Origin of the sequence: Nocardia sp. XZ_19_369 (genome assembly GCF_015355715.1) — a bacterium.
Taxonomy (GTDB): Bacteria; Actinomycetota; Actinomycetes; order Mycobacteriales; family Mycobacteriaceae; genus Nocardia.
The window spans coordinates 340,765-360,765 of sequence record NZ_JACVED010000006.1; the positions used below are offsets into that span (position 1 = coordinate 340,765).

Here is a 20,001-nt window from a genome sequence, read left to right on the forward strand (position 1 = left end):
GCTTCAGCATTCGTGCAGATATCTCCCGCGTCGCTGGCCGTTCGCCGGAAGGTTGCCAGGCGCATGACAATTGACATGTCAAGGGGAGGTGACCGGGTAGGGGTATTCGCTAGGGGTTAATTCAGGCAGCGGAGGTTACGCGGTAGACGTCGTAGACGCCTTCCACATTCCGGACCACATTCAGCAGGTGTCCCAGGTGCTTCGGATCGCCCATCTCGAAGGTGAACTTGCTGATCGCAACCCGGTCGCCGTGGGTGGCGACCGACGCGGACAGGATGTTCACCTTCTCGTCGGCCAGCACCTTCGTCACGTCGGACAGCAGGCGGGTGCGATCGAGCGCCTCGATCTGGATGGCGACCAGGAACACCGAGGATGGGGACGGCGCCCAGGAGACTTCGATGATGCGCTCGGCCTGATCCTGCAACGACCCGGCATTGGTGCAGTCGGTGCGGTGCACGCTCACCGCGCCGCCGCGGGTCACGAAGCCCATGATCTCGTCACCGGGCACCGGGGTACAGCACTTGGCCAGCTTGGCCACGGTGCCCGACGCGCCGGGAATCAGCACACCCGCGTCGCCGGTGGTCCGCTGCCTGCTCGGCGTGGTCGACGGGGTGGACCGCTCGGCCAGCTCGTTCTCCACGTCACCGATGCCGCCCAGCTGCGCCATCAGTCGCTGCACCACGTGGTGCGCCGAGACCTGATGCTCGCCGACCGCGGTGTACAGGGTGGAGATATCGGTGTAGTGCAGCTCGTGCGCGACCGCGGTCATCGCGTCGACGCTCATCAGCCGCTGCAGCGGGAGACCGACGCGGCGGACCTCCTTGGAGATCTGCTCCTTGCCGTTCTCCAGCGCCTCCTCGCGGCGCTCCTTGGCGAACCACTGCCGGATCTTGGCCTTGGCGCGCGGGGACACCACGAAGTTCTGCCAGTCGCGGCTCGGCCCGGCGTTCTGCGCCTTCGAGGTGAACACCTCGACGACCTCGCCGTTCTCCAGCTGCCGTTCCAGCGCGACCAGGCGGCCGTTCACCCTGGCGCCGATGCACTTGTGCCCGACCTCGGTGTGCACCGCGTAGGCGAAGTCGACCGGTGTCGACTTCTGTGGCAACGTGATCACATCACCCTTCGGGGTGAACACGAAGATCTCCGGCGACTTCAGGTCGAAGCGCAGCGACTCCAGGAACTCCGCCGGGTCGGCCGCCTCGCGCTGCCAATCGAGCAGCTGCCGCATCCACGCCATGTCGTCGACCTCGGTCGAGTCGTTGGAGTGCTTGCCGCGGGTCTCCTTGTAGCGCCAGTGCGCGGCGATGCCGAACTCGGCGGTGCGGTGCATGTCCTGGGTGCGGATCTGCACTTCCAGTGGCTTGCCGTCCGGGCCGACGACCGTGGTGTGCAGCGACTGGTAGACGCCGTAGCGCGGCTGGGCGATGTAGTCCTTGAACCGGCCCGCCATCGGCTGCCACAGCGAGTGCACCACGCCGACCGCCGCGTAGCAGTCGCGCACCTCGTCGCAGAGGATGCGGATGCCGACCAGGTCGTGGATGTCGTCGAAGTCCTTACCCTTGACGATCATCTTCTGGTAGATCGACCAGTAGTGCTTGGGCCGACCCTCGACGATCGCGTTGATCCGCGACGCCGCAAGGGTATTCACGATTTCCGCGCGCACCTTCGCCAGGTAGGTGTCGCGCGACGGCGCGCGATCCGCGACCAGCCGCACGATCTCGTCGTACTTCTTCGGGTGCAGGATCGCGAACGCGAGGTCCTCGAGCTCCCACTTGACCGTCGCCATGCCGAGCCGATGGGCAAGGGGCGCAATGACTTCGAGCGTCTCCTTGGCCTTCTTCGCCTGCTTCTCCGGCGGCAGGAAGCGCATGGTGCGCATGTTGTGCAGCCGGTCGGCGACCTTGATCACCAGCACGCGCGGGTCGCGCGCCATCGCGATGATCATCTTGCGGATGGTCTCGGCCTCGGCGGCCGCGCCGAGATTGACCTTGTCCAGCTTGGTGACGCCGTCGACCAGGTGCGCGACCTCGGCGCCGAAGTCCAGGGTGAGCTGCTCGAGCGAGTAGCCGGTGTCCTCGACGGTGTCGTGCAGCAGCGCGGCCACCAGCGTGGTGGTGTCCATGCCGAGCTCGGCCAGGATGTTGGCCACCGCGAGCGGGTGGGTGATGTACGGATCGCCGGACTTGCGGAACTGGTGCTTGTGCCGCTCGTCGGCCACGTCGAACGCGCGCTGCAGCAGCGTCAGGTTGGCCTTCGGGTACAGCTCGCGGTGCACGCTGGCCAGCGGCTCCAGCACCGGCTTCACCGCGGCGATGCCGCGCTGACCGGTCATCCGGCGGGCAAGCCTGGCCCGCACCCGGCGCGAGGCCGAGGTGGGCACGGCGGCCGAGGCGCCCGGCGGGCGTGGTGGGGTCGGCGTTGCGGCCGGGGTGCCGGACTTCGGCTGCTCTCCCCCGGTGGCGGCACCGTTCGACTGCGGGGCGCCTGCCGATTGCTCGACATTCGCCTCGCCCACGTGCTGAGTCATGCCACCACCTCTCAGTGCCCAACTCGCAGCGCTGCCGGACCCTCCGTGGATACGCAGGCTGCCGCCTCCGGGCCGCACGTTCGCGCCGCGTGCCTCGATCGGACCACCCTATCCGACCGCTGCAACCGCCCAGACCACCAACTTTAGTCCCGGGCGCGCGGTGGCGTCGGGCACGAGGTTGCGGCGGGCGCTGCGGCGGCTGTCCGGCCGGGATGACGCGGCGTTAGCCGTGGACTCTGCGGAGTACCGGAAAGCGTGACATATCAGACATCGATCCGGCGGAGGTTGCGACCGAATCGCCGCCGAAGGTCAGGTCCGGTGCCGAGGTACCCGCCTAACGAATGGTGGACGGGTCGGCGGGCTCGCGGCTGATCATGGACCGGCCGTCGAAATCGGAACTCGGTGCGACGTGCAGCAGGTCGACGACGGTGGGGGTGATGTCGACCAGGGTGTAGCGGGAGGTGGTGTCGCCCGCCGTGAAGTCGGGGCCGCGCGCGATGACGAAATTGGTTGTCTCGTCCGGGGATTGGCCGCCGTGACCGCCCTTGGGCAGGTGGCCGTGGTCGGCGGTGACCAGGATGGTCCATCGTTCGGCCGGGTTGGCGGCGGCGCGGGCGTCCACCGCGGCGGCGATGCGGCCGACCTGCTCGTCGATGCGGCGGACCGCGTCGAGGTACTCGCCGGAGGCGGCGCCGTCGCTGTGACCTGCGTGATCGACCTGGTCGAGGTGGGTGAAGAGCAGGTCGGGGGCGAATTTCTCGATCGCGCCGACCACGGCGGTGGTGGTGGCCGCGTCGGTCTTGGACTCGTCGGGGTCGTTCGGCACCGGCGGGGTGGAGACGACCACGTCGGCGCGCGGGTTGCCGCTGCCCGCCATGGTGGCGATCTGATCCCAGGTGGCGATCGAATGAGTCTTGCGGGCCGGGTCGGCGCGTTCGAGCTGGGTGAACACCGTCGGGTACTTCGCGAACGGCGCCGCGGTGAAGTTGTTGTCCTTGATGCCGTGCTTGCGATCCCACACCCCCGTGAGCACGGTGGCCCAGGACGGGCCGGAGATGGTGATGTGCGGGGCGATCGAGGACCGGCTGAGCAGTCCTTCGGCGCTGAGCCGCAACAGGTTCGGCGCCCGGACCTTCAGCACCTTGTCGTACATCAGGCCGTCGAGACCGATCACGACCACCTTGTCGACCCGGGCGTCGGCGTGGGCGCCACCTGCGGCGAAGGTCATGCACGCCACGGTAACAGCGAGAGCGGCAAACACTTTCGACCATCGGGACCGATCGGCGACGCCCTCATCGCGCCGCCATCCGGTGCCACCCGACCGATGATCCGCTCGCTTGTCGCGCTCGCTCATAGTCCGAACCATGCGGGGTGGGCCGGGCCCGGGGATAGCCTCCCGGTGCACTGTTCATTGACGTTTCATCGGTCGCCGCATCGCCCGTTGCCTCGCTGAACAGGCACTGAACTGCCGATAGCGGGAAGCTATTCCGGCAGCTCACCAGCGGGTGGCGGGCCGATGAACGGCAGATTGCGGTTGACACCCTGTCGCGGATGTGGCTGTCTGGCGCCATGCCAGCCGATGTCGCGCCGCCAGGTATCCGGATCGCCGCCGTCGCGGACACACACCTGCGTCCCGCCGTGGCCGGGCGCTTTCGTCCGGACTTGCTGCGGATCGCCGAGCACGCCGATGTGCTGTTGCTGGCAGGCGATCTCACCGAGAGTGGCAGCCTCGCCGAAACCGACCTGCTCTGCGCCGAGATCACCGACCTGCCGGTGCCGATCGTCGCGGTGCTCGGTAATCACGACCACGATCGCAAGCTCGGATTCCGAATCGCCGCACAGCTCACCGACATCGGCGTGCACATGCTCGAAGGGACCGCGATCACGCTGGAGCTGAACGGGATTCGGCTCGGCATCGCGGGCGTGATGGGTGGTAGCGGCGGATTCCCCGACCACCCAGGCGATCCCGAGAACGGCACCGAAGAACATCGCGCCCGAATGGTGCGCGGGCCCATCGACGCACTGCGGCTGCAACAAGCCTTGGACACCCTCGACACCGACATCCGGGTCGCCCTGATGCATTTCGCGCCGGTGGTCGACACCCTGGTCGGCGAACCGACCAAGTTCTATCCCGGCCTCGGCTGCCATGCGCTCGCCGAAGCCGTGGACGCGGGCCGGGCCACGCTCGCCCTGCACGGGCACGCCCACCACGGCACCGAATTCGGTCGCACCGCAGGCGGAGTTCCGGTCCGCAATGTCTCGTACCCGGTGATCAGGCGTCCGTACGTGGTGTACGAGCTGGCGACGGTGCCGGCCCAACCGGCTTGAACCACCAGCGGCGGCGGAATCGGTCGCGCACCGCAGTTGCATAGCCGCAGCGGGCAGCCACGTCTCGCATGCCGCTGACTCACGCCGGCACCGATGGGTCGCACGGCGCCGGTCCTGGCGGTCGGTAGGTTCACCCATATGACCGTCGCCCGCTCCCTGCTGCTGTTCGCCCTGGCCGCGCTCGCCGAGATCGGCGGCGCGTGGCTGGTCTGGCAGGGCTGGCGGGAGCAGCGCGGCATCCTCTGGATCGCGGCCGGCGTCGTCGCGCTCGGCGCCTACGGCTTCGTCGCGACCTTCCAGCCCGACCCCAACTTCGGCCGCATCCTCGCGGCCTACGGTGGCGTCTTCGTCGCAGGCTCGCTCGCCTGGGCAATGCTCGTGGACAAATTCCACCCCGACCGCTGGGACTACCTCGGCGCCACCATCTGCCTGGTCGGTGTCGCCATCATCATGTACGCCCCGCGCCACTGAACAACGTTCTGCCGCACCAGGTTTCAAAGCCGGACTGATGTCCGGGACTGTCGGCGCAGTTTTCGGCGTTACCTCCAGCGCGACCAATCCATCGAACAATCTCGCGAGGAGCCCCTGTGGCACAGGATATTCAGCCCATCACCGACAGGCAGCGCACTGCGGCGGCCGCCTTTCGCGCGCTGCACGAGCAAGGGATCTTCGTGCTGCCGAACGCGTGGGACGCGGTCAGCGCGGCGGTGATCGCGCGCGCGGGCGCACCGGCGATCGCGACAACCAGTGCGGGCGTTGCCTGGTCGCTCGGCACCGGCGACGGTCAGCAGCTCACCAGGGACGACTCGATCGGCGTCATCCGCCGGATCGCCGCCGTGGTCGATGTGCCGGTGACCGCGGATGTCGAGGGCGGGTACGGGCCCGCGCCCGAGGATGTCGCGGCCACCATCCTCGCCGCGGTGTCCGCCGGGGCGGTCGGGGTGAACCTGGAGGACTCGACGGCACCCGGTGGGCCACTGTTCGACACCGCCGCGCAGGCCGATCGGCTGCGGGCGGCCCGCGAAGCCGCGCAGCAGGCCGGCCTGCCGGAACTGGTGATCAATGCCAGGACCGACGTGTACCTGTTCGGCATCGGCGCTCGGGAGGGCCGCTTCGACGACGTGCTCACCCGGGCCGCCGCCTACGCCGAGGCGGGTGCGGACAGTCTCTTCGTACCCGGGCTTCTCGATCTGCCGACACTCGTCGACCTGGTCGCCAAGTCGCCGTTGCCGATCAACGTGATGGCCGGGGCCGGAGCGCCTTCCGTCGCGGAACTCGCGGCGGCCGGTGTGCGGCGGGTCAGCGTCGGTTCCGCGGTGGCGCAGGCGGCCTTCAAGCTGGCCGAGACGGCGACCATCGAGTTGCTGGAGCACGGTACTTACACGGCGTTGGAGAACGCGCTCGACTACGGTTCGGTGCAGGGGTTGTTCACCCAGCGATAGCGGTTTCCTCCGCGGCGCACCGGCCTTCACGTCGGCCGAGACGGCGGCCACCGAGTCGCTGGAGCACGGTACATACACGGCGTTCGAGAACACGCACGACCTCGGTGCGGTGCAGGGATTGCTCACCCAGTGGCAGCGGTTCCTCGACGGCGCACCCGGCTTCGAACTCGATTCGGCCGATGCGCCGGTCCGCCAGCGGCCGGTGAGTGGCACACCAGCGAGAGCCGTTCTCGCGATACGCCGCAACCATGTGCCACGCACGGCGACTGCGGCACGGTTGGGTGCCGGCCTGGGAGTGGGTCGCCCGCCATGTCTTCGGTGCTGGAGTCGAGTTGCGCCTGGATTCGGGTAGCGGCGACCAGGGTCGCCTCGCGCCCACATGACGTGGGTTGCGTGCTCTTGACTGATGTTGCAGCGTGCGTCATGAAAGTGCACCGTGCGTCAAGACCCCCGATGCGCTTACCTCGCTGCACCGGTACCTATGTTCACACTGTGTTTACGGCTCGATTCGTATGTTCTGCGGGTGCTTCGAGTCCTGGCCCTGGTGGTTGCTGTTACTAAGCGTCGGCGTTGGTGTCGAAGGCCCAGACCGCGGCGGGCCTGCCGGTGGCTTTGACGCGGCGGCGTTCGGTGGTGCGGGTCAGGCCTGGGATGGCGGCGAGGGTGCGGTTGAGGTTGGCGGGGTCGGGGCGGGTGCTCGCGAGGTTCGTGGTCGCCGCTACGGCTCGGGTGGCGGGGAACTCGTCGCCGAGCAGTGCCTTGGTGAAGGGGAGGTCCTTCCACAAGAGTCCGGCGAGCAGGCCGCGGGAGGCGGCGACGATGCGGTTGTGGTCGAAGGCGAGTTCGGGTATTTCGTCGAAGCCGACCCACTGGGCGGGGCCGTCGTGCGGTCCGACCACTGCCCACATCGCGATCGACAAGGTCGGTCCGCGGGGGTCGCGATTCGGTTCGTCGAAGGTCACCAGCTGCCCTACCGCACCGATCGCGGCTTCCGGCACACCGAGTTTCGTGTGCACCGCCCGCCGCGCCGCCTCTACCAGCCGCTCCCCCCGCCCGAGCAGCACACCCGGCAGCGCCAACTGCCCGGCGAACGGCGCCACCGCACGCGGCGCGATCCCCACCCGCACCCCGGCGTCGTCGCCCCAGAACCGCAACGTCACCACATCCACCGAAACCACGGATTGCTCCACGCCGCCCCATCCTGCCGCACTCGGCCACCAGTTCTGCCCACCGGCACCCGCGCACTCGATCGCCGAGCAGGATCGCCACCGGACATCGGCGGCTGAACCTCGACCGCCGGGCGTCGAGCTATGGACACCCACCTCGCGCACATCGCCGACCGGACACCGGCGAGCCGGCGGCCATGGCCGGACACCGACCGCCGGACATCGCCGACTCGGCCTCGAGCTGGACAGCACGCAACCTCGTCTCGACCGCAGGCGCAGCAAGGTGCCCGCGTGTCGGCGGTCGTTCTGCCGACTACGGCTGTGGGAGAACATGGTTGGACCTTCCGAAAGGGGGCAGTCCATAGGGTCAGGCGACCACGATGGTGGCCGCAATCAGCGGTCGGTCTGCCGACCACCGCTGCAGTGGGCCGGCCGTGCGGTCACGGTGGCAACGGCTGCCGCGGTCGGTGGCGGGTCCGCTGAACTCACGGCGGCATGCATGCGGTCATGGCTGGACCTCACGGATAGGGATGGCAGTCCATAGGGTCAGGCGACCACGATGGTGGCCGCAATCAGCGGTCGGTCTGCCGGGCACCGCTGCAGTGGGCCGGCCGTGAGGTCGCGGTGGCAACGGCTGCCGCGGTCGGTGGCGGATCCACCGACGGCGGCATGCATGCGGTCACGCGGCGGCGACGGTTGCCGCGATCGGTGTCCGGTGGGTTCTGGTGGGGCCGTTCGAGGTCAGCACTACCGGTGTGTCGAGTGTCTGTGCCAGCCAGGGGGCTACGTCGTGCGGCATTTCGGTGAGGATCGGGTTCGCGGTGGTCAGGAGGTCGGTGAGGTGTTGCTGGTGGGTGAGGTCCTGCCAGGTGCCGGGTGGCAGGCGGTCGAGCATGCCGTCGGTGGTGTGGTATCCCGTAGCCGCGTAACGAGTTCCCGGTGCGTCCAGGTGGGTCAGGGCCAGGCCGTCGATGCCGCCGGAGACAGCGATGGCGTAGCGCAGCAGGATCGGGTCGAGGTGGCCCAGGCGGAAGTCACCTTGGTAGCGACCGGTGGTGTTGTGCGGCTCCGGGAAGTCGAGGGTGTGGTCCTCGGTGGGGAGCGGGCCCGCGCCGTGGCGGGTCATGTAGGTGCGGGTGACGCCGAGAACCGCACCGGTCGAACCGATTTCGGCCAGCATGGCGCGGGCGTTGCGTGGTTCGACGGTGGACCAGGTGGTGTGCGGGTGGAAACCGCGCCACTCGTCGAGCAGGACACCTTGCGCCCCTTCGAAGACCAGTCGACCGCGCCGGGCGAAGCGGGCCAGCTGCTCGCCACCGACGATGCGGACGGCCGCGGCGAACTCCCGATACATGTCGACCAGGGTGTCGATCGGCTCATAGCGGTGTTCGCTGGGCGCGATCAGCGGACCGTACTGGGCGGCGAGCGCCAGGAGTTTGTGGCGAAGAACCTTGGGGCGCAGGCAATCCGACACAGTCGGTGCGTCGTGCGCCAGCGCATACCGGGCGGTCTCGCCGATGCCACGTCCGCACGAACCGTGCCGCGAGGAACCCCTCGCGTCCTCGCGGGCACGGTTGGCGGCGATGTGGATCGGCGTGGTGAGCAGGGCCCGGCCGTCGATGTGCAGCAGCGCCAACGGATCCGGCACACCGAGCGCCGCGAGCGTGCGCGCCTCCCCGGCGAGCGCGATGGGTTCGACCAGCACATGCTGCGAAAGCAGCGTCGGCACACCGGAAAAGGTCCCCGAGCCGAACTGCGCGAACGTGTGGTGCCGTCCGTCGGCGATCACGTTGTGCGCCGCCTGCGCGCCACCGTTGAATCGCACGACGGCCGACACGTCGAGCCCCGCCGCCGGAGAGCACAGCCAGTCGACGGTCGCGCCCTTCCCCGCGTCACCGAAGCCGAGATCGACTACCACGATGTGTGACCGAAACATGGTGCGCCTCAGCTACGCCCACTCGGCAGCGCCCGCATCCGCGGCCCGCTGACCCCCAAGGCCTTGCCGACCGACGCGGCCTCGGCCGCCGACCCGACATCCCGCAGGTCCGCGAGCCCGGCGGCCACGTCGACGCGTCCCTCTTCCAGGCCGATGGTCAGTGCGATGAGTTCGCAGACGGCAGCCGGATCGTCGAGCTTCAGGAAGTTCTGGCCCAGCAGCCCGCGCCAGTGGTCGGCGATCTCCGGATCGTCGTAGTAGCTCGACTGATTCGGCAGGATGTAGTAGACGTGCCAGCGCTCGGCGAGCTCCCGGTAGATGGACTCCACCGAAACATCGCGCCGAACCGGGTCACCGATGACGCTGCGGATGTGCCGTGATGCCAGCCGCGCCTTGTTCAGCTCGTCGCCGATCAGGAACAGGTAGCCCTTCTTGCGCCGCTTCTCCCAGGCGTCGGTGACGATGTGGGCGGCCATGAAATACCCGGCCAATTCATAACTTTCGGACTTCTGCCCGCCACCGCCGCCCTCCAGCAGGATGGCGCGCAACTGCTCGTCCATCCGGTTGTCGGACTCGAACTGCCCCACCTGCAACGGCACTCGGTCGCAGTCGGCATCGCCGATGGCGCCGAACAGGATCTGCGGGTCGTCCGCGTAGCCCTTGCGTTGCAGCAATCCGTGCAGCTTGCCCAGCTTGCGCTGCATGATCCGCGGCACTCGGCCCATCGAGCCGGTGACGTCGAACAACACCGCGATGGGCAGCGAATTGCCGTGGTCGGCCGAGTCCCGGCATTCCCGCGCGCTGATACCCAGCGGGTCGAGGGTCGGGTGCGCCTGCCAGTCCCCGTACGGCACACCCTGCATCTCGGCGGTGTATCCGAAGTCGTCGAGCCCCCGGCTGGCCCGGAAGGTCTTGGCCGCGCGGTAGGCGGTGTCGTCCCAGTTTCCGTATCCCATGTGAGCACTTCCTCTCGTGAATCTAGTTTTAGTGTAAATGACTAAAACTCTGCCGGTCAAGGAATCCCCTCGGCGAATCCCGTTCCCTGGCAAGATCGGACGCGTGGAGCTGCGACAGCACAACCCGACCGAAGGCATCTATCCGGCCACCGACGACTACGTGCACGCGATGGAGGTCCGCGGCGCCGAGCGACTGCTATTCGTCTCGGGCACAATGGGTCTCGATGCCGAAGGCAAGCCAGGCACGACACTCACCGAACAGCTCGAGCTGATCTGGTCGAACCTGCGCACCATCCTGGCCTCGGCCGAGATGACCGTGGACAACATCGTCCGGCTCACCAGCTACCTGCGCGACGCCTCCGACGCCGACGCGAACGCCGCCGCCCGAGTGGCCGCGCTGGGTGGCCGAGCGGTTCCGACGACCGCGATCGTGGCGCAGACCCTGGAGAACGACTGGCTCGTCGAGATCGAGATCGTCGCCGCCCGCTGACGCGCACAACGCAATCTCGCCGCCGACCGCGGCCCGCCGCCGAAATCCGCCGTTGCGCCGAGCGATGCCACTCCGGCGCGCTCAGGCGCCGCCGAAAATCGAAGGCTCGCAGCGTGACGGCGGTTTAGGATCGCGGCCATGGATGAGATCGCCCGGAAGCCGACCGTGCTCGCCGTCGAGTCCGCCCTGCGCGCGGCCGGTGTCGCCCCGCGGGTGCGGGTGCTCCCCGAGACCGCGCCGACCGCGGCTGCGGCGGCCGAACAACTCGGCTGCCCGGTCGCCGCGATCGCGAACAGTCTCATCTTCGACGCCGAGGGCACGCCGCTGTTGGTGCTCACCAGCGGTGCCCACCGGGTGGACACCGGCAAAATTGCCGCACACCTGGGTATCGGGAAGCTGTCGCGGGCCAGCGTGGAGTTCGTCCGGGTACACACCGGCCAGGCCATCGGCGGCGTGGCACCGCTCGGCCATCCGGCGCCGATCAGGACGTTGATCGATGAGACGCTGGCCGATCAGACGGAGATCTGGGCCGCGGCCGGGCACCCGCACACCGTCTTCCCGACCACCTTCGACGAGTTGCGCGACGCCACCGACGCCGAAGCCGTCGCGGTCAACTGACGGGACGTTGTCTCGAACTCCGCTGACCAGTCAGGTGGATGGCTCCATGTGGTCGCCGACGAGCATGGTGCCCGGCCCTCGATATCCGCCGGGCCCCTGGGCGAATCGCACGTTGTCCGCGGTCAGTGGTGCTTCGCATTCCCGGCACACCACCACGCCCGCGGTGGCCTTTCCGCAGTCGTCGTGCACGATCAGCGCGGGCGGCCCCTCGGGTCCGGCCAGCCAGGTGTCGCCCCAGGCCACGAGCATGGTCAGCACCGGGTACAGATCGCGGCCCTTGTCGGTGAGCAGGTACTCGTGCCGCACCGGATTCGACTGGTAGGCACGGATTTCCACGATGCCGTGCGCTTGCAGCGCCGCCAGGCGGGCTGCGAGCACGTTGGACGCGATGCCGAGATCGCGGCGGAGGTCCTCGAACCGGGTCACGCCGACGAACAGGTCGCGCAGGATGAGTGGCGTCCAGCGTTCGCCGATCGCGTCGATGGTGCGGGCGATCGAGCAGACGATGTCGGACAGAGCAGCCTTGGGCACACCCTCAGCGTAGTCCATTGCTTTTTGCAAGTGACTGCGGCTAGGTTCGAGTCATGGACTCGGCGATGGACGAAGCAACGACCACGGATGCGGTGGCCAGATTCCGCGCGGCAGCGACGGCTCGCGATTTCGAAGCGATGATGGCGACGTTGACCCCCGACGCCACCTTGATCTCACCGGTGTCCGGGCGAATGGTGTTCCGCGGCGCGGATGACCTGCGCATTCTGCTGACCACTGTCTACAGCGGAATCTCCGGCCTGCGATGGACCGAGCAGATCGGGGATGGAGCACACCGCGTACTACTGGCGGAAGCTGCCCTCGGACCGTTCCGGTTCACCGAGGCACTGGTGCTCGAACTCGCCGACGACGGACGAATCCGCACCTTGAAGCCACACCTGCGCCCGTGGCTCTCGCTCACCGTGCTCGCGATGTGGCTCGCGCCGGGGATGCTCAAGCATCCCGGCGTGCTGCGACGCGCCATGCGTGGAGCGTCCGCGCCGTAGACTGCGCACATGGACCCGTTGACGCGGATCCGCGCGATCTGTCTCGACCTACCGGAGTGCAGCGAACGGCTCAGCCACGGCTGCCCCACCTTCTTCGTGCGCCAAAAGACCTCATTCGTCAAATACATCGGCGGGGGTTACGACGAGCCCGGCCCGACCATCTGGTGCCCCGCCCCGGAAGGGGTGCAAGCCGAGTTGGTGGACGCCGAACCCGAGCGCTTCTTCGTTCCGCCGTACGTCGGGCCCAGCGGGTGGATCGGTGTCCGGCTCGACATCGACCCGGACTGGGGCGAATTCGCCGAGATCATCCACGACGCCTATCGCAAGGTCGCCCCGAAAAAGCTGGTAGCCGAACTCGACCGATAGGTGGCCGCACACCCCTGATCCAACGCACATCGAACCACATGCGCGAAAGATCAAGGGGTGTGCGGCTTTCCACTACTGAACCAGCGTTTCCACCAGCCCGTCAGCGGTGAGCTCCACCCGCCTGGTGAGCCCGATGTCGTCGAGGAAGCGCTGATCGTGGCTGACCACGATCAACGCCCCCTCGAAACTGGCCAGCGCCTGGGTGAGGTGCTCGAGGCTGGGCAGATCGAGGTTGTTGGTCGGCTCGTCGAGCAGCAACAACTTCGGCGCAGGCTCGGCCAGCAGCAGCATCGCCAGCGCGGCCCTGAGGCGTTCCCCACCGGACAGCGCCGAAGCGGCGACATCGGCGTCACTGCCGCGAAACAGGAAGCGGGCCAACTGAGCCCGGATCTGCTCCGGCGACGCGTGCGGCGCCGTCGATGCCACGTTCTCGAACACCGACCGCTGCTCGTCGAAGATGTCGAGGCGTTGCGGCAGCATCCGCCACGGCACCTGCGGGCGGGCCGCCGCGATCCGGCGCAGCAGCGTGGTTTTGCCCACGCCGTTGCGACCGGTCAAGGCGATCCGCTCCGGGCCACTGATCCGCAGCGAAACCGTTGGGCCGCAAGCCAACTCCACCTCGTCCAGGTCGATCACGTCCTGGCCGGGATAGAGCCGGGTGTCGGGTAGATCCACTCGGATCTCCCGGTCGTCACGCAACAACTCCTGTGCGTGCTGGAGCTGGTCCTTGGCCGTCTCCAGCTTGTCGATATGAGTGTTGCGCAACTTGCCCGCCGACACCTGGGCCTGCCGTTTGCGTTCGGCCATAATGATTTTCGGTTCACGCTTGGTGTCCCACATCTTCTGCCCGTACCGCTGCCTGCGATCCAGTTTGATCCGCGTCTCGACGAGTTCGCGGGCCTGCTTGCGCACATCGCTGCGCGCGTCGCGGACCGCGGCCCGGGCCGCCTGCTGCTCGGCCTCGATGATCCGCTCGTATTCGCTGAAGTTGCCGCCGAACATCCGGAGGTCACCGTGCCGCAGCTCGGCGATGGTGCTCATCCGCTCCAGCAGCTCGCGGTCGTGACTGACCGTGAGCACAGTGCCGGTGAATTGGCCGACGACCTCATAAAGCCGTTCGCGGGCAAGCTGATCCAGATTGTTCGTCGGCTCGTCCAGCAGCAGGATCTCCGGCTCGGCCAGCAGTTCGGCCACCAGCCCGAGCAGCGTCGTCTCGCCGCCGGAGAGGGTCTCCAGTCGGCGATCCAGCTGTGCGGACGAGTCGGCGACGTAGTGCAGTCCGAGCCGGCCGAGCAGCGCGATGGCCCGCTCCTCGACATCCCAGTGGTTGCCGACGATGTCGAAGTCGGACTCCGCGCCGCCGCCGGATTCGATGCGGTGCAACGCTTTCCGGAGCTCGGCGATGCCGAGCACCGCGTCGACCCGCTGACCCGCGGCGAGACCGAGGTCCTGCCGCAGGTAGCCGAGGTGACCGGTGACCGAGATCGAACCGCGGGCGGGTATCAGCTCACCGGCGATCAGCCGCAGCAGCGTGGACTTGCCCGCGCCGTTGCTGCCGACCAGGCCGACATGCCCGGGGCCGAGCACGCCGTCGAGTCCGTCGAACACGGGGGTGCCGTCCGGCCAGGCGAAAGTGAGATCGGAAAATGACCGATTTGCCATGATGACTCCAGAGGTCGCTCAGAATACGCGGCGCGCGACTGCGGACCGCCCGAGTGGCTACCTCATGAAATCAATGGCATGGCTCCGATCAACGGCAATAAGACTCATCTAGATTAACCACACTTCCGCAACGTGTGCCAGTGATATTTGGATCACACCTGCGCACCGGCACTTTTCGCGCTCCGGACCTAGCCTGCGCCGATCACGCGAGCGATCTCGGCGGGCAGTGGATAGGGTCGCTCGACCGGCAGCGCACGCGCGGCCGCGTCGAGTTTCCCGTCGGCCACCAGCCCCTTGATCCGCCGTGCTTCGGGGGTGACGTCCCGAATCCCGGTGATCCACCGGTCGACATACAACCCCACCGCCGGACCGCCGAGGCCGACCTGCAGCGACCGATGCGCCAGCGGCCGGTGATGCAGGTCGCGCTCCGGATCCCATTGCACCCGAACGGGACTCGTGCGCAGCCGGGCCATCCACGCCCGCTGATCCGAATACATGTCCGGCACATAGTGACTCAGGCAGGACTGCCACAGCGCCCACTCGAACCCGCTGCGGGTGATCGTCACGGCGAGCACCCGCTCCTGGCCCGGCTTACTCCCCCAGCCGCACCGGTACATCATCCACAGAAACGACGGCTTGATCCATGTCATCCGCTCCCGGCTGAACGGGGCGACGAAAGTTCCTGCGGCAACGGCGGCTTCGGCGATCTCCGCGGAATACGCCTGATAGACAACCACGGTCGCCGCATCATAGTCAGCTCTGACCTGCCGCATCGGCGGCGAAACACTCACCGGCAGATCCTGACATTCCGACCGCGACACGCCAACGCTGCCGATGATGTCCCCAGTAGAGCCGACCAATGGGTTCCGCGCATCCCGTCGCCGGCCCGGGACAGCGCGAGCGGGTTCGGCGCGCCAGCAACCATTGCCGCACCTCCAGCTCACACGTCCAGCTATCCAAAGTATCGGCATTCCGGGCGTCTGAGACGAGACCTCAATTCCGGCGGGGCTACCGCACTGATGCGTGCGGTAGCCCCGTTGCCGTCTACTCCAACCCGGCCGCCACAGTGGCCTCGGCCGGAGCCGCGACCTTGCCGGTCTTGGGCACATCAACGCGCCGACGATGGCGCCCGCGGCAAGCAGACCTGCGGCCAGGCGCAGCGACGTCGTGTAGCCATCGGCCAATGTCGCTCGCCCGGTGTCGGTTCCGATGACACCGGCGGCGACCGTCACCAGGATCGCCAGCCCGAGCGAACCACCCAATTGCCGCACGCTGTTGAGCACGCCGGATGCGAGCCCGGTCTGCTCGGACGGCACCCCGGAAACCGCAGCGGTGCCCATCGCGACCACCGACGCACCGATCCCGATGCTCGCAACCAGCGACGGGCCCAGCAGCCCGGTCAAAAAGGTCGTCGAAGTATCGGCGAAACCGAACCACAGCAGGCCGGCGGCGCCGACGAGGCCGCCGACCAACAGCACCGGGCGCGGACCCACTGCGGGGTCGCCACCATCGCCAGCCGCAGTCCGATCACGATGCCGACGCAGAACGGCAGGATCGCCACACCGGTGAGCGTCGGGCTGTAACCGAGCACCCGCTGCAAGAGCTGGGCGACGAAGTAGAAGCTGGCGATCTGCGCGGAGGTGAGCATGAAGCCGAAAAGGGTAGCGCCGAGCAGTGAGCGACGGCGCAGAAATTCGAGCGGCACCAAGGGATCCGTTGCCTTCGTTTCCACCCAGGCGAAGCCGGCCAGCAGCACCGCGCCGACGGCGAACCAGCCGAGCACGCGCGCCGATCCCCACGCATGACTCTCGGTGGAGATCACCGCGAACACCAACGCCGTCACCCCGAAGGTGACCAGTACCGCGCCGGGCACATCGAGGCGGCCGCCGCGTTGCGGCACCCGGTTGTCGGTGCCGCGCAGCACCGCCACCACCGCCGCCGCGACGAACAGCAGGTTGACCCACATCACCGACCGCCAGCCGAGATGATCGGTCAGCACACCGCTGAGCACCACCCCCACCGCGCCGCCCGCAGCGCCTGCCCCGCCCCACACCGACATCGATTTCGTGCGCTCAGGGCCCTCCGGGAACTCGGAGGTGGCCAGCGCCAACGTCATCGGTGCCAGTACCGCCGCCCCGACGCCTTGCAACGCGCGCGCCGCCAGCAATTCCCAGCCGTGCTGCGCGGCACCCCCCCACGCGCTGGCCAGGGCGAAGACGCCCAGGCTCGCGAGCAGCAGCGTGCGACGGCCGACGAGGTCGGCCAGCCTGCCGCCGAGCACAGCCTTACCTGAGTGTCGAGAGGTCGGATCCGGACAATGAGAGGAGTGACAAGCAACGCGCTCCGCCGCCGCGGCCGCCCCGTGCGGGTGCCGCGCGAAGATGTCGTGGCCGCCACCACTCGAATGCTCGACGGCGGCGGCGCCGAGGCCTTCAGCATGCGCAAACTCGCCGACGAGCTCGGCGTGAGCACGGCCGCCGTCTACCACCACTTCCCCACCAAAGCGGCCCTGATGATCGCCGTCCTGAGCGCCCGCGCCGACCAGCTCGACCGGCCGGACCTACCCGCAGCCCCCCGCGACCGGCTCGTCGCGATCATCACCTACCTGATCGACGTCCTGCACGAGATGCCCTGGGTCGCCGACATTCTCGTCAGCGGCGAATCCTTCGGCCGAGCCGCCATGTGGATCCTCGACGAATTCGTCGACACCGCAACGACACTCGGCGCCACCGACGACTACGCCGGCTACATGTACAACGCCGTCTGGCGCTTCATCCTCGGCGAGCTCATGATGCGCCGCGCCGAAGACGAACGCACCGAAGCCACCACCCAGGGCCACCCCCGCCCCCGCTGGACCGACCAGGCCACCCCCGAAGTCCTGGCCGAATTCCCCACCACAGTCCGAATGCTCCCCCAATGGAACTCCATCCGCGAGGCCTACCGCACCGAGTCAGCAGTAGGCCACTTCATCGACGGTTTGCTCGCCGGAATCCCCGCCTGAGGCTCCCCGCCATATCCTTTAACAGAAGCCAAGTCTGTCAAAGGATATGGTCTGAAACCTTAATGCCCACGGCCGTGATCAAAGGATCGCGAAGACCTTCGGGTCAGACCTGGACGATGGAGGTCAGAGGGTAGGCCCCTTGGTGGTCACGTCCGTTGAGGAAGGTCAGTTCCAGGACTACCGCGGCGGCGATGACTTCGGCGCCGGCTTGGGCGAAGAGGTCGGCGGCGGCGGCGAGGGTGCCGCCGGTGGCGAGGACGTCGTCGAGGAGCAGGATGCGGCGGCCGCGGAGGTCGACGCCGTCGGCGGGGATTTCGAGGGCGGCGGTGCCGTATTCGAGCTGGTATTCGCGGCGCAGGACCGGCGGCGGAAGTTTGCCTGCCTTGCGGACGGCGAGCACGCCGGTGCCGAGGCTGGCGGCCACGCCCGCACCGATCAGGAAGCCGCGGGCGTCGATGCCGGCGACCAGGTCGGCGTCGGGGGCGGTGGCGGCGAGGCAGTCGATGACGGAGCGGAAGCCTTCGGCGTCGGCGAACACGGGGGTGAGATCGGCGAAACGGATGCCAGGTGCGGGGAAGTCGTCGCGCCAGCGGGTCAACTGCTCGACCGCGTGCGCGGCCCGGTCGGTCCGATCGGCGGCTAACTCATCGGACTCGATCGCCGCGTGCTTACTCATCGACACCTCTCCATCATCACACCAAGGAGCGCGGGCAACTACCCGAAGCCGCGCCCACAGCACCTGTCACCGCTTCAACACCCAGCGGTCCATGTTCCAACCCGACCCCGCCTGATTGGGCGCGGCGATCCCGTTCTGCAGACCACCGCCGAACGCGATCGTGCGCGGGGTGGCGAACAAGGGAATGCTCGGCAGCTCCGCCCACAGCAGGTTCTCGGCATCGGTCAGCAGCCTCAGCTGTGTGGTCGAGTTGTCGTCGGCCACAAGCTGATCGGTGATCGAATCGTAGCGGCCGTTACCGAATCGCCCGAAATTGAGCCCGCTACCGGTGCGCAACGCACCGGTGGCCGCGACCCCGGTCAGCGATCCGGCCGGACCCGGCGCGGCGGCGGTACTGGCCAGCACAGCGTCGACTTTGCCCTCGGTGAGCTGGGACGGGGCGAAATCGGCCGCCCCGGCGTCGACGACGGTGATGCCCGCCGGTTTACAGGCTTCCGTGATCATCGCCACGGTCTGCGCCCGACGCTCATCGGGGCGCAGATACCCGATGCGGATGGTCGGATTGTTGGTCCGCGACGCGGCGACGGCTTGGGTCGAGGCGGGCACATCACCGCCGCCGAACTTGCCTGCCGCACCGGTGACCGACGGATAGAACAGCGAATCCTGCTGCACGATATGCCCGTTCAGCGGCCCGGAACCGAGCCCGCTCTTGGGCGCGTCCGGCACCTTGCCGAGCTTGTCGAACAGCGCTTGGCGCGGCACGCACAGCGCGAACGCCCGGCGCATGTCGACCGAGCCGAACACCCCGCCGGTCGAGAGCACCAGCTGCTCGGCGCCCCGGCCGGGCAGGTTCTGCACCCGGAACCCTTCCAGGTTCAGGTCTTTGATCGATCCGGTACCGATGTCGACGACACCGAGGGCGCTATCGCCCTCCTTGGACTTCAGATCGACGTTCTTGGGCCACACCAGGATTCGACCGGTCTCGGGCTTGGTGCCCCACCACCGCTCGTTGGCGACCAGCACCAAACCGTCCTTCGCACTGAAGGATTCGATCCGGTACGGCCCGGACGACGGGAACCGCGTCAGGTCGAGATCGCTGCCGAAGGTCCAGCCGGTGTTCCAGAATTCGGCGATCCGCCCGAGCGCGCTCGGATCGGCGGATTGCAAGGCGGACACCACATTCGGCACGTTCGCCACCCGCGCCGCGACGTGCGCGGGCACCAGCTCGCCCGCGGTGAACAGGTTGCGCCAGGCCGAGTAGTGCCGATCCGGGCGGAACACCACCGTGGCGTCGCGCGAGCCGGGCTGGCAGTCCACCCGTTCGATGTCGGCGTAGCCCGCGGTGGTCGCGGCGTCGAACAGCGGAATCGGGCCTCGGTCACCGGGTTTGGTGAATCGCCCGCTGTGCGACGCCCAGGCGAGCACCAGGTCGTCACAGGAGGTGGGTACGCCGTCGGAGTACACACCATCGGGGTTGAGCCGGTACTGGATGGTCTGGACGTCGCCGGGCACCTCCTTGGCGGTGCCGAAGTCGGTGTCGGCGACCTGCTGCCCCTCGGGTCCGGTGTAGAAGAACCCGGTGAGCACCCGGGCGAACACCGCGCTTGCGCCGCTGCTCGCCCCCAGGGTGCTGCCACCGTTGTAGCTGGCGACGGTGGCGTCCACCGCGTAGGCGATGGACGGCACCTGGTTCTTGCTCGAGCACCCGGCCGCCAGTCCGGCGGCCAGGGCGCCCGCGGCCACCACTGCGATCAGACGTACCGCTCGGCTACGTGCCTTACGCATGAAACCCCTGCCTG

General features: G+C 68.2%; 19 protein-coding genes. 8 read left to right on the forward strand and 11 right to left on the reverse strand.

Annotated features, from left to right (window positions below; genetic code table 11):
- Nucleotides 1-121: 121 nt before the first annotated feature.
- Nucleotides 122-2,527 (reverse strand): bifunctional (p)ppGpp synthetase/guanosine-3',5'-bis(diphosphate) 3'-pyrophosphohydrolase, encoded by a 2,406-nt coding sequence (locus IBX18_RS23715; protein ID WP_194835745.1) that lies wholly within the window; start codon nucleotides 2,525-2,527, stop codon nucleotides 122-124.
- Between the two features lie 334 nt (nucleotides 2,528-2,861).
- A complete protein-coding gene (locus IBX18_RS23720) occupies nucleotides 2,862-3,755 on the reverse strand; it encodes an alkaline phosphatase family protein (RefSeq protein WP_194835746.1) in 894 nt (297 codons plus the stop codon).
- 341 nt (nucleotides 3,756-4,096) lie between these two features.
- Between IBX18_RS23720 and IBX18_RS23725 the strand changes: the two genes are divergently transcribed.
- The 3 genes from IBX18_RS23725 to IBX18_RS23735 all read left to right on the forward strand — a co-directional run bounded on the left by IBX18_RS23725 (nucleotide 4,097) and on the right by IBX18_RS23735 (nucleotide 6,297).
- Nucleotides 4,097-4,855 carry a metallophosphoesterase gene (locus IBX18_RS23725; RefSeq protein ID WP_228541625.1) on the forward strand — a complete coding sequence of 253 codons (759 nt, stop codon included), beginning with the start codon at nucleotides 4,097-4,099 and terminating at the stop codon, nucleotides 4,853-4,855.
- A gap of 138 nt (nucleotides 4,856-4,993) precedes the next feature.
- Nucleotides 4,994-5,326, forward strand: coding sequence for a YnfA family protein (locus IBX18_RS23730; protein WP_194835748.1), 333 nt, complete (start codon nucleotides 4,994-4,996; stop codon nucleotides 5,324-5,326).
- A gap of 116 nt (nucleotides 5,327-5,442) precedes the next feature.
- Nucleotides 5,443-6,297: an isocitrate lyase/phosphoenolpyruvate mutase family protein gene (locus tag IBX18_RS23735; RefSeq protein ID WP_306796374.1), complete on the forward strand. Its 855-nt coding sequence runs from the start codon at nucleotides 5,443-5,445 to the stop codon at nucleotides 6,295-6,297.
- Nucleotides 6,298-6,854: 557 nt separating this feature from the next.
- Here the strand turns inward: IBX18_RS23735 and IBX18_RS23740 are convergent.
- From IBX18_RS23740 to IBX18_RS23750, 3 genes are all read right to left on the reverse strand, one after another.
- Entirely contained in the window at nucleotides 6,855-7,487 is a 633-nt protein-coding gene (locus IBX18_RS23740; protein WP_194835749.1) for an NUDIX hydrolase, read from the reverse strand.
- Between the two features lie 655 nt (nucleotides 7,488-8,142).
- A complete protein-coding gene (locus tag IBX18_RS23745; RefSeq protein WP_194835750.1) occupies nucleotides 8,143-9,399 on the reverse strand; it encodes an adenylosuccinate synthetase in 1,257 nt (418 codons plus the stop codon).
- Nucleotides 9,400-9,407: 8 nt separating this feature from the next.
- A complete protein-coding gene (locus IBX18_RS23750; RefSeq protein ID WP_194835751.1) occupies nucleotides 9,408-10,355 on the reverse strand; it encodes a hypothetical protein in 948 nt (315 codons plus the stop codon).
- A 37-nt stretch (nucleotides 10,356-10,392) separates the two neighbouring features.
- On the opposite strand from IBX18_RS23750, the gene IBX18_RS23755 reads away from it, so the two are divergent.
- Complete coding sequence (locus tag IBX18_RS23755; RefSeq protein ID WP_228541626.1) at nucleotides 10,393-10,845, forward strand: RidA family protein; 453 nt, start codon at nucleotides 10,393-10,395, stop codon at nucleotides 10,843-10,845.
- 138 nt (nucleotides 10,846-10,983) lie between these two features.
- Nucleotides 10,984-11,463: a YbaK/EbsC family protein gene (locus IBX18_RS23760; RefSeq protein WP_194835752.1), complete on the forward strand. Its 480-nt coding sequence runs from the start codon at nucleotides 10,984-10,986 to the stop codon at nucleotides 11,461-11,463.
- Between the two features lie 30 nt (nucleotides 11,464-11,493).
- Here IBX18_RS23760 and IBX18_RS23765 read toward each other — a convergent pair whose 3' ends face one another.
- On the reverse strand, nucleotides 11,494-11,994 hold the full coding sequence (locus IBX18_RS23765) for a helix-turn-helix domain-containing protein (RefSeq protein WP_194835753.1): 501 nt from the start codon (nucleotides 11,992-11,994) through the stop codon (nucleotides 11,494-11,496).
- A gap of 53 nt (nucleotides 11,995-12,047) precedes the next feature.
- Here IBX18_RS23765 and IBX18_RS23770 point away from each other — a divergent pair, with 53 nt between their 5' ends.
- Together IBX18_RS23770 and IBX18_RS23775 are read left to right on the forward strand one after the other, a co-directional pair.
- Nucleotides 12,048-12,497 (forward strand): nuclear transport factor 2 family protein, encoded by a 450-nt coding sequence (locus IBX18_RS23770; RefSeq protein WP_194835754.1) that lies wholly within the window; start codon nucleotides 12,048-12,050, stop codon nucleotides 12,495-12,497.
- Nucleotides 12,498-12,506: 9 nt separating this feature from the next.
- Nucleotides 12,507-12,863 carry an MmcQ/YjbR family DNA-binding protein gene (locus IBX18_RS23775; RefSeq protein WP_194835755.1) on the forward strand — a complete coding sequence of 119 codons (357 nt, stop codon included), beginning with the start codon at nucleotides 12,507-12,509 and terminating at the stop codon, nucleotides 12,861-12,863.
- 72 nt (nucleotides 12,864-12,935) lie between these two features.
- Here the strand turns inward: IBX18_RS23775 and IBX18_RS23780 are convergent, their stop codons facing one another.
- From IBX18_RS23780 to IBX18_RS23790, 3 genes are all read right to left on the reverse strand, one after another.
- A complete protein-coding gene (locus IBX18_RS23780; protein WP_194835756.1) occupies nucleotides 12,936-14,525 on the reverse strand; it encodes an ABC-F family ATP-binding cassette domain-containing protein in 1,590 nt (529 codons plus the stop codon).
- Nucleotides 14,526-14,713: 188 nt separating this feature from the next.
- A complete protein-coding gene (locus IBX18_RS43145; protein WP_306796375.1) occupies nucleotides 14,714-16,018 on the reverse strand; it encodes a DUF4291 family protein in 1,305 nt (434 codons plus the stop codon).
- A complete protein-coding gene (locus IBX18_RS23790; RefSeq protein WP_194835757.1) occupies nucleotides 15,925-16,806 on the reverse strand; it encodes an MFS transporter in 882 nt (293 codons plus the stop codon). Before IBX18_RS23790 ends, IBX18_RS43145 begins: the two co-directional genes overlap by 94 nt.
- A 36-nt stretch (nucleotides 16,807-16,842) precedes the next feature.
- Here IBX18_RS23790 and IBX18_RS23795 point away from each other — a divergent pair, with 36 nt between their 5' ends.
- Complete coding sequence (locus IBX18_RS23795) at nucleotides 16,843-17,526, forward strand: TetR/AcrR family transcriptional regulator (protein ID WP_228541627.1); 684 nt, start codon at nucleotides 16,843-16,845, stop codon at nucleotides 17,524-17,526.
- A 103-nt stretch (nucleotides 17,527-17,629) separates the two neighbouring features.
- On the opposite strand, the gene IBX18_RS23800 is transcribed toward IBX18_RS23795, so the two are convergent.
- Nucleotides 17,630-18,202, reverse strand: coding sequence for an adenine phosphoribosyltransferase (locus tag IBX18_RS23800; RefSeq protein ID WP_194835759.1), 573 nt, complete (start codon nucleotides 18,200-18,202; stop codon nucleotides 17,630-17,632).
- A gap of 66 nt (nucleotides 18,203-18,268) precedes the next feature.
- On the reverse strand, nucleotides 18,269-19,987 hold the full coding sequence (locus IBX18_RS23805; RefSeq protein ID WP_194835760.1) for an ABC transporter substrate-binding protein: 1,719 nt from the start codon (nucleotides 19,985-19,987) through the stop codon (nucleotides 18,269-18,271).
- Between the last annotated feature and the right edge of the window lie 14 nt (nucleotides 19,988-20,001).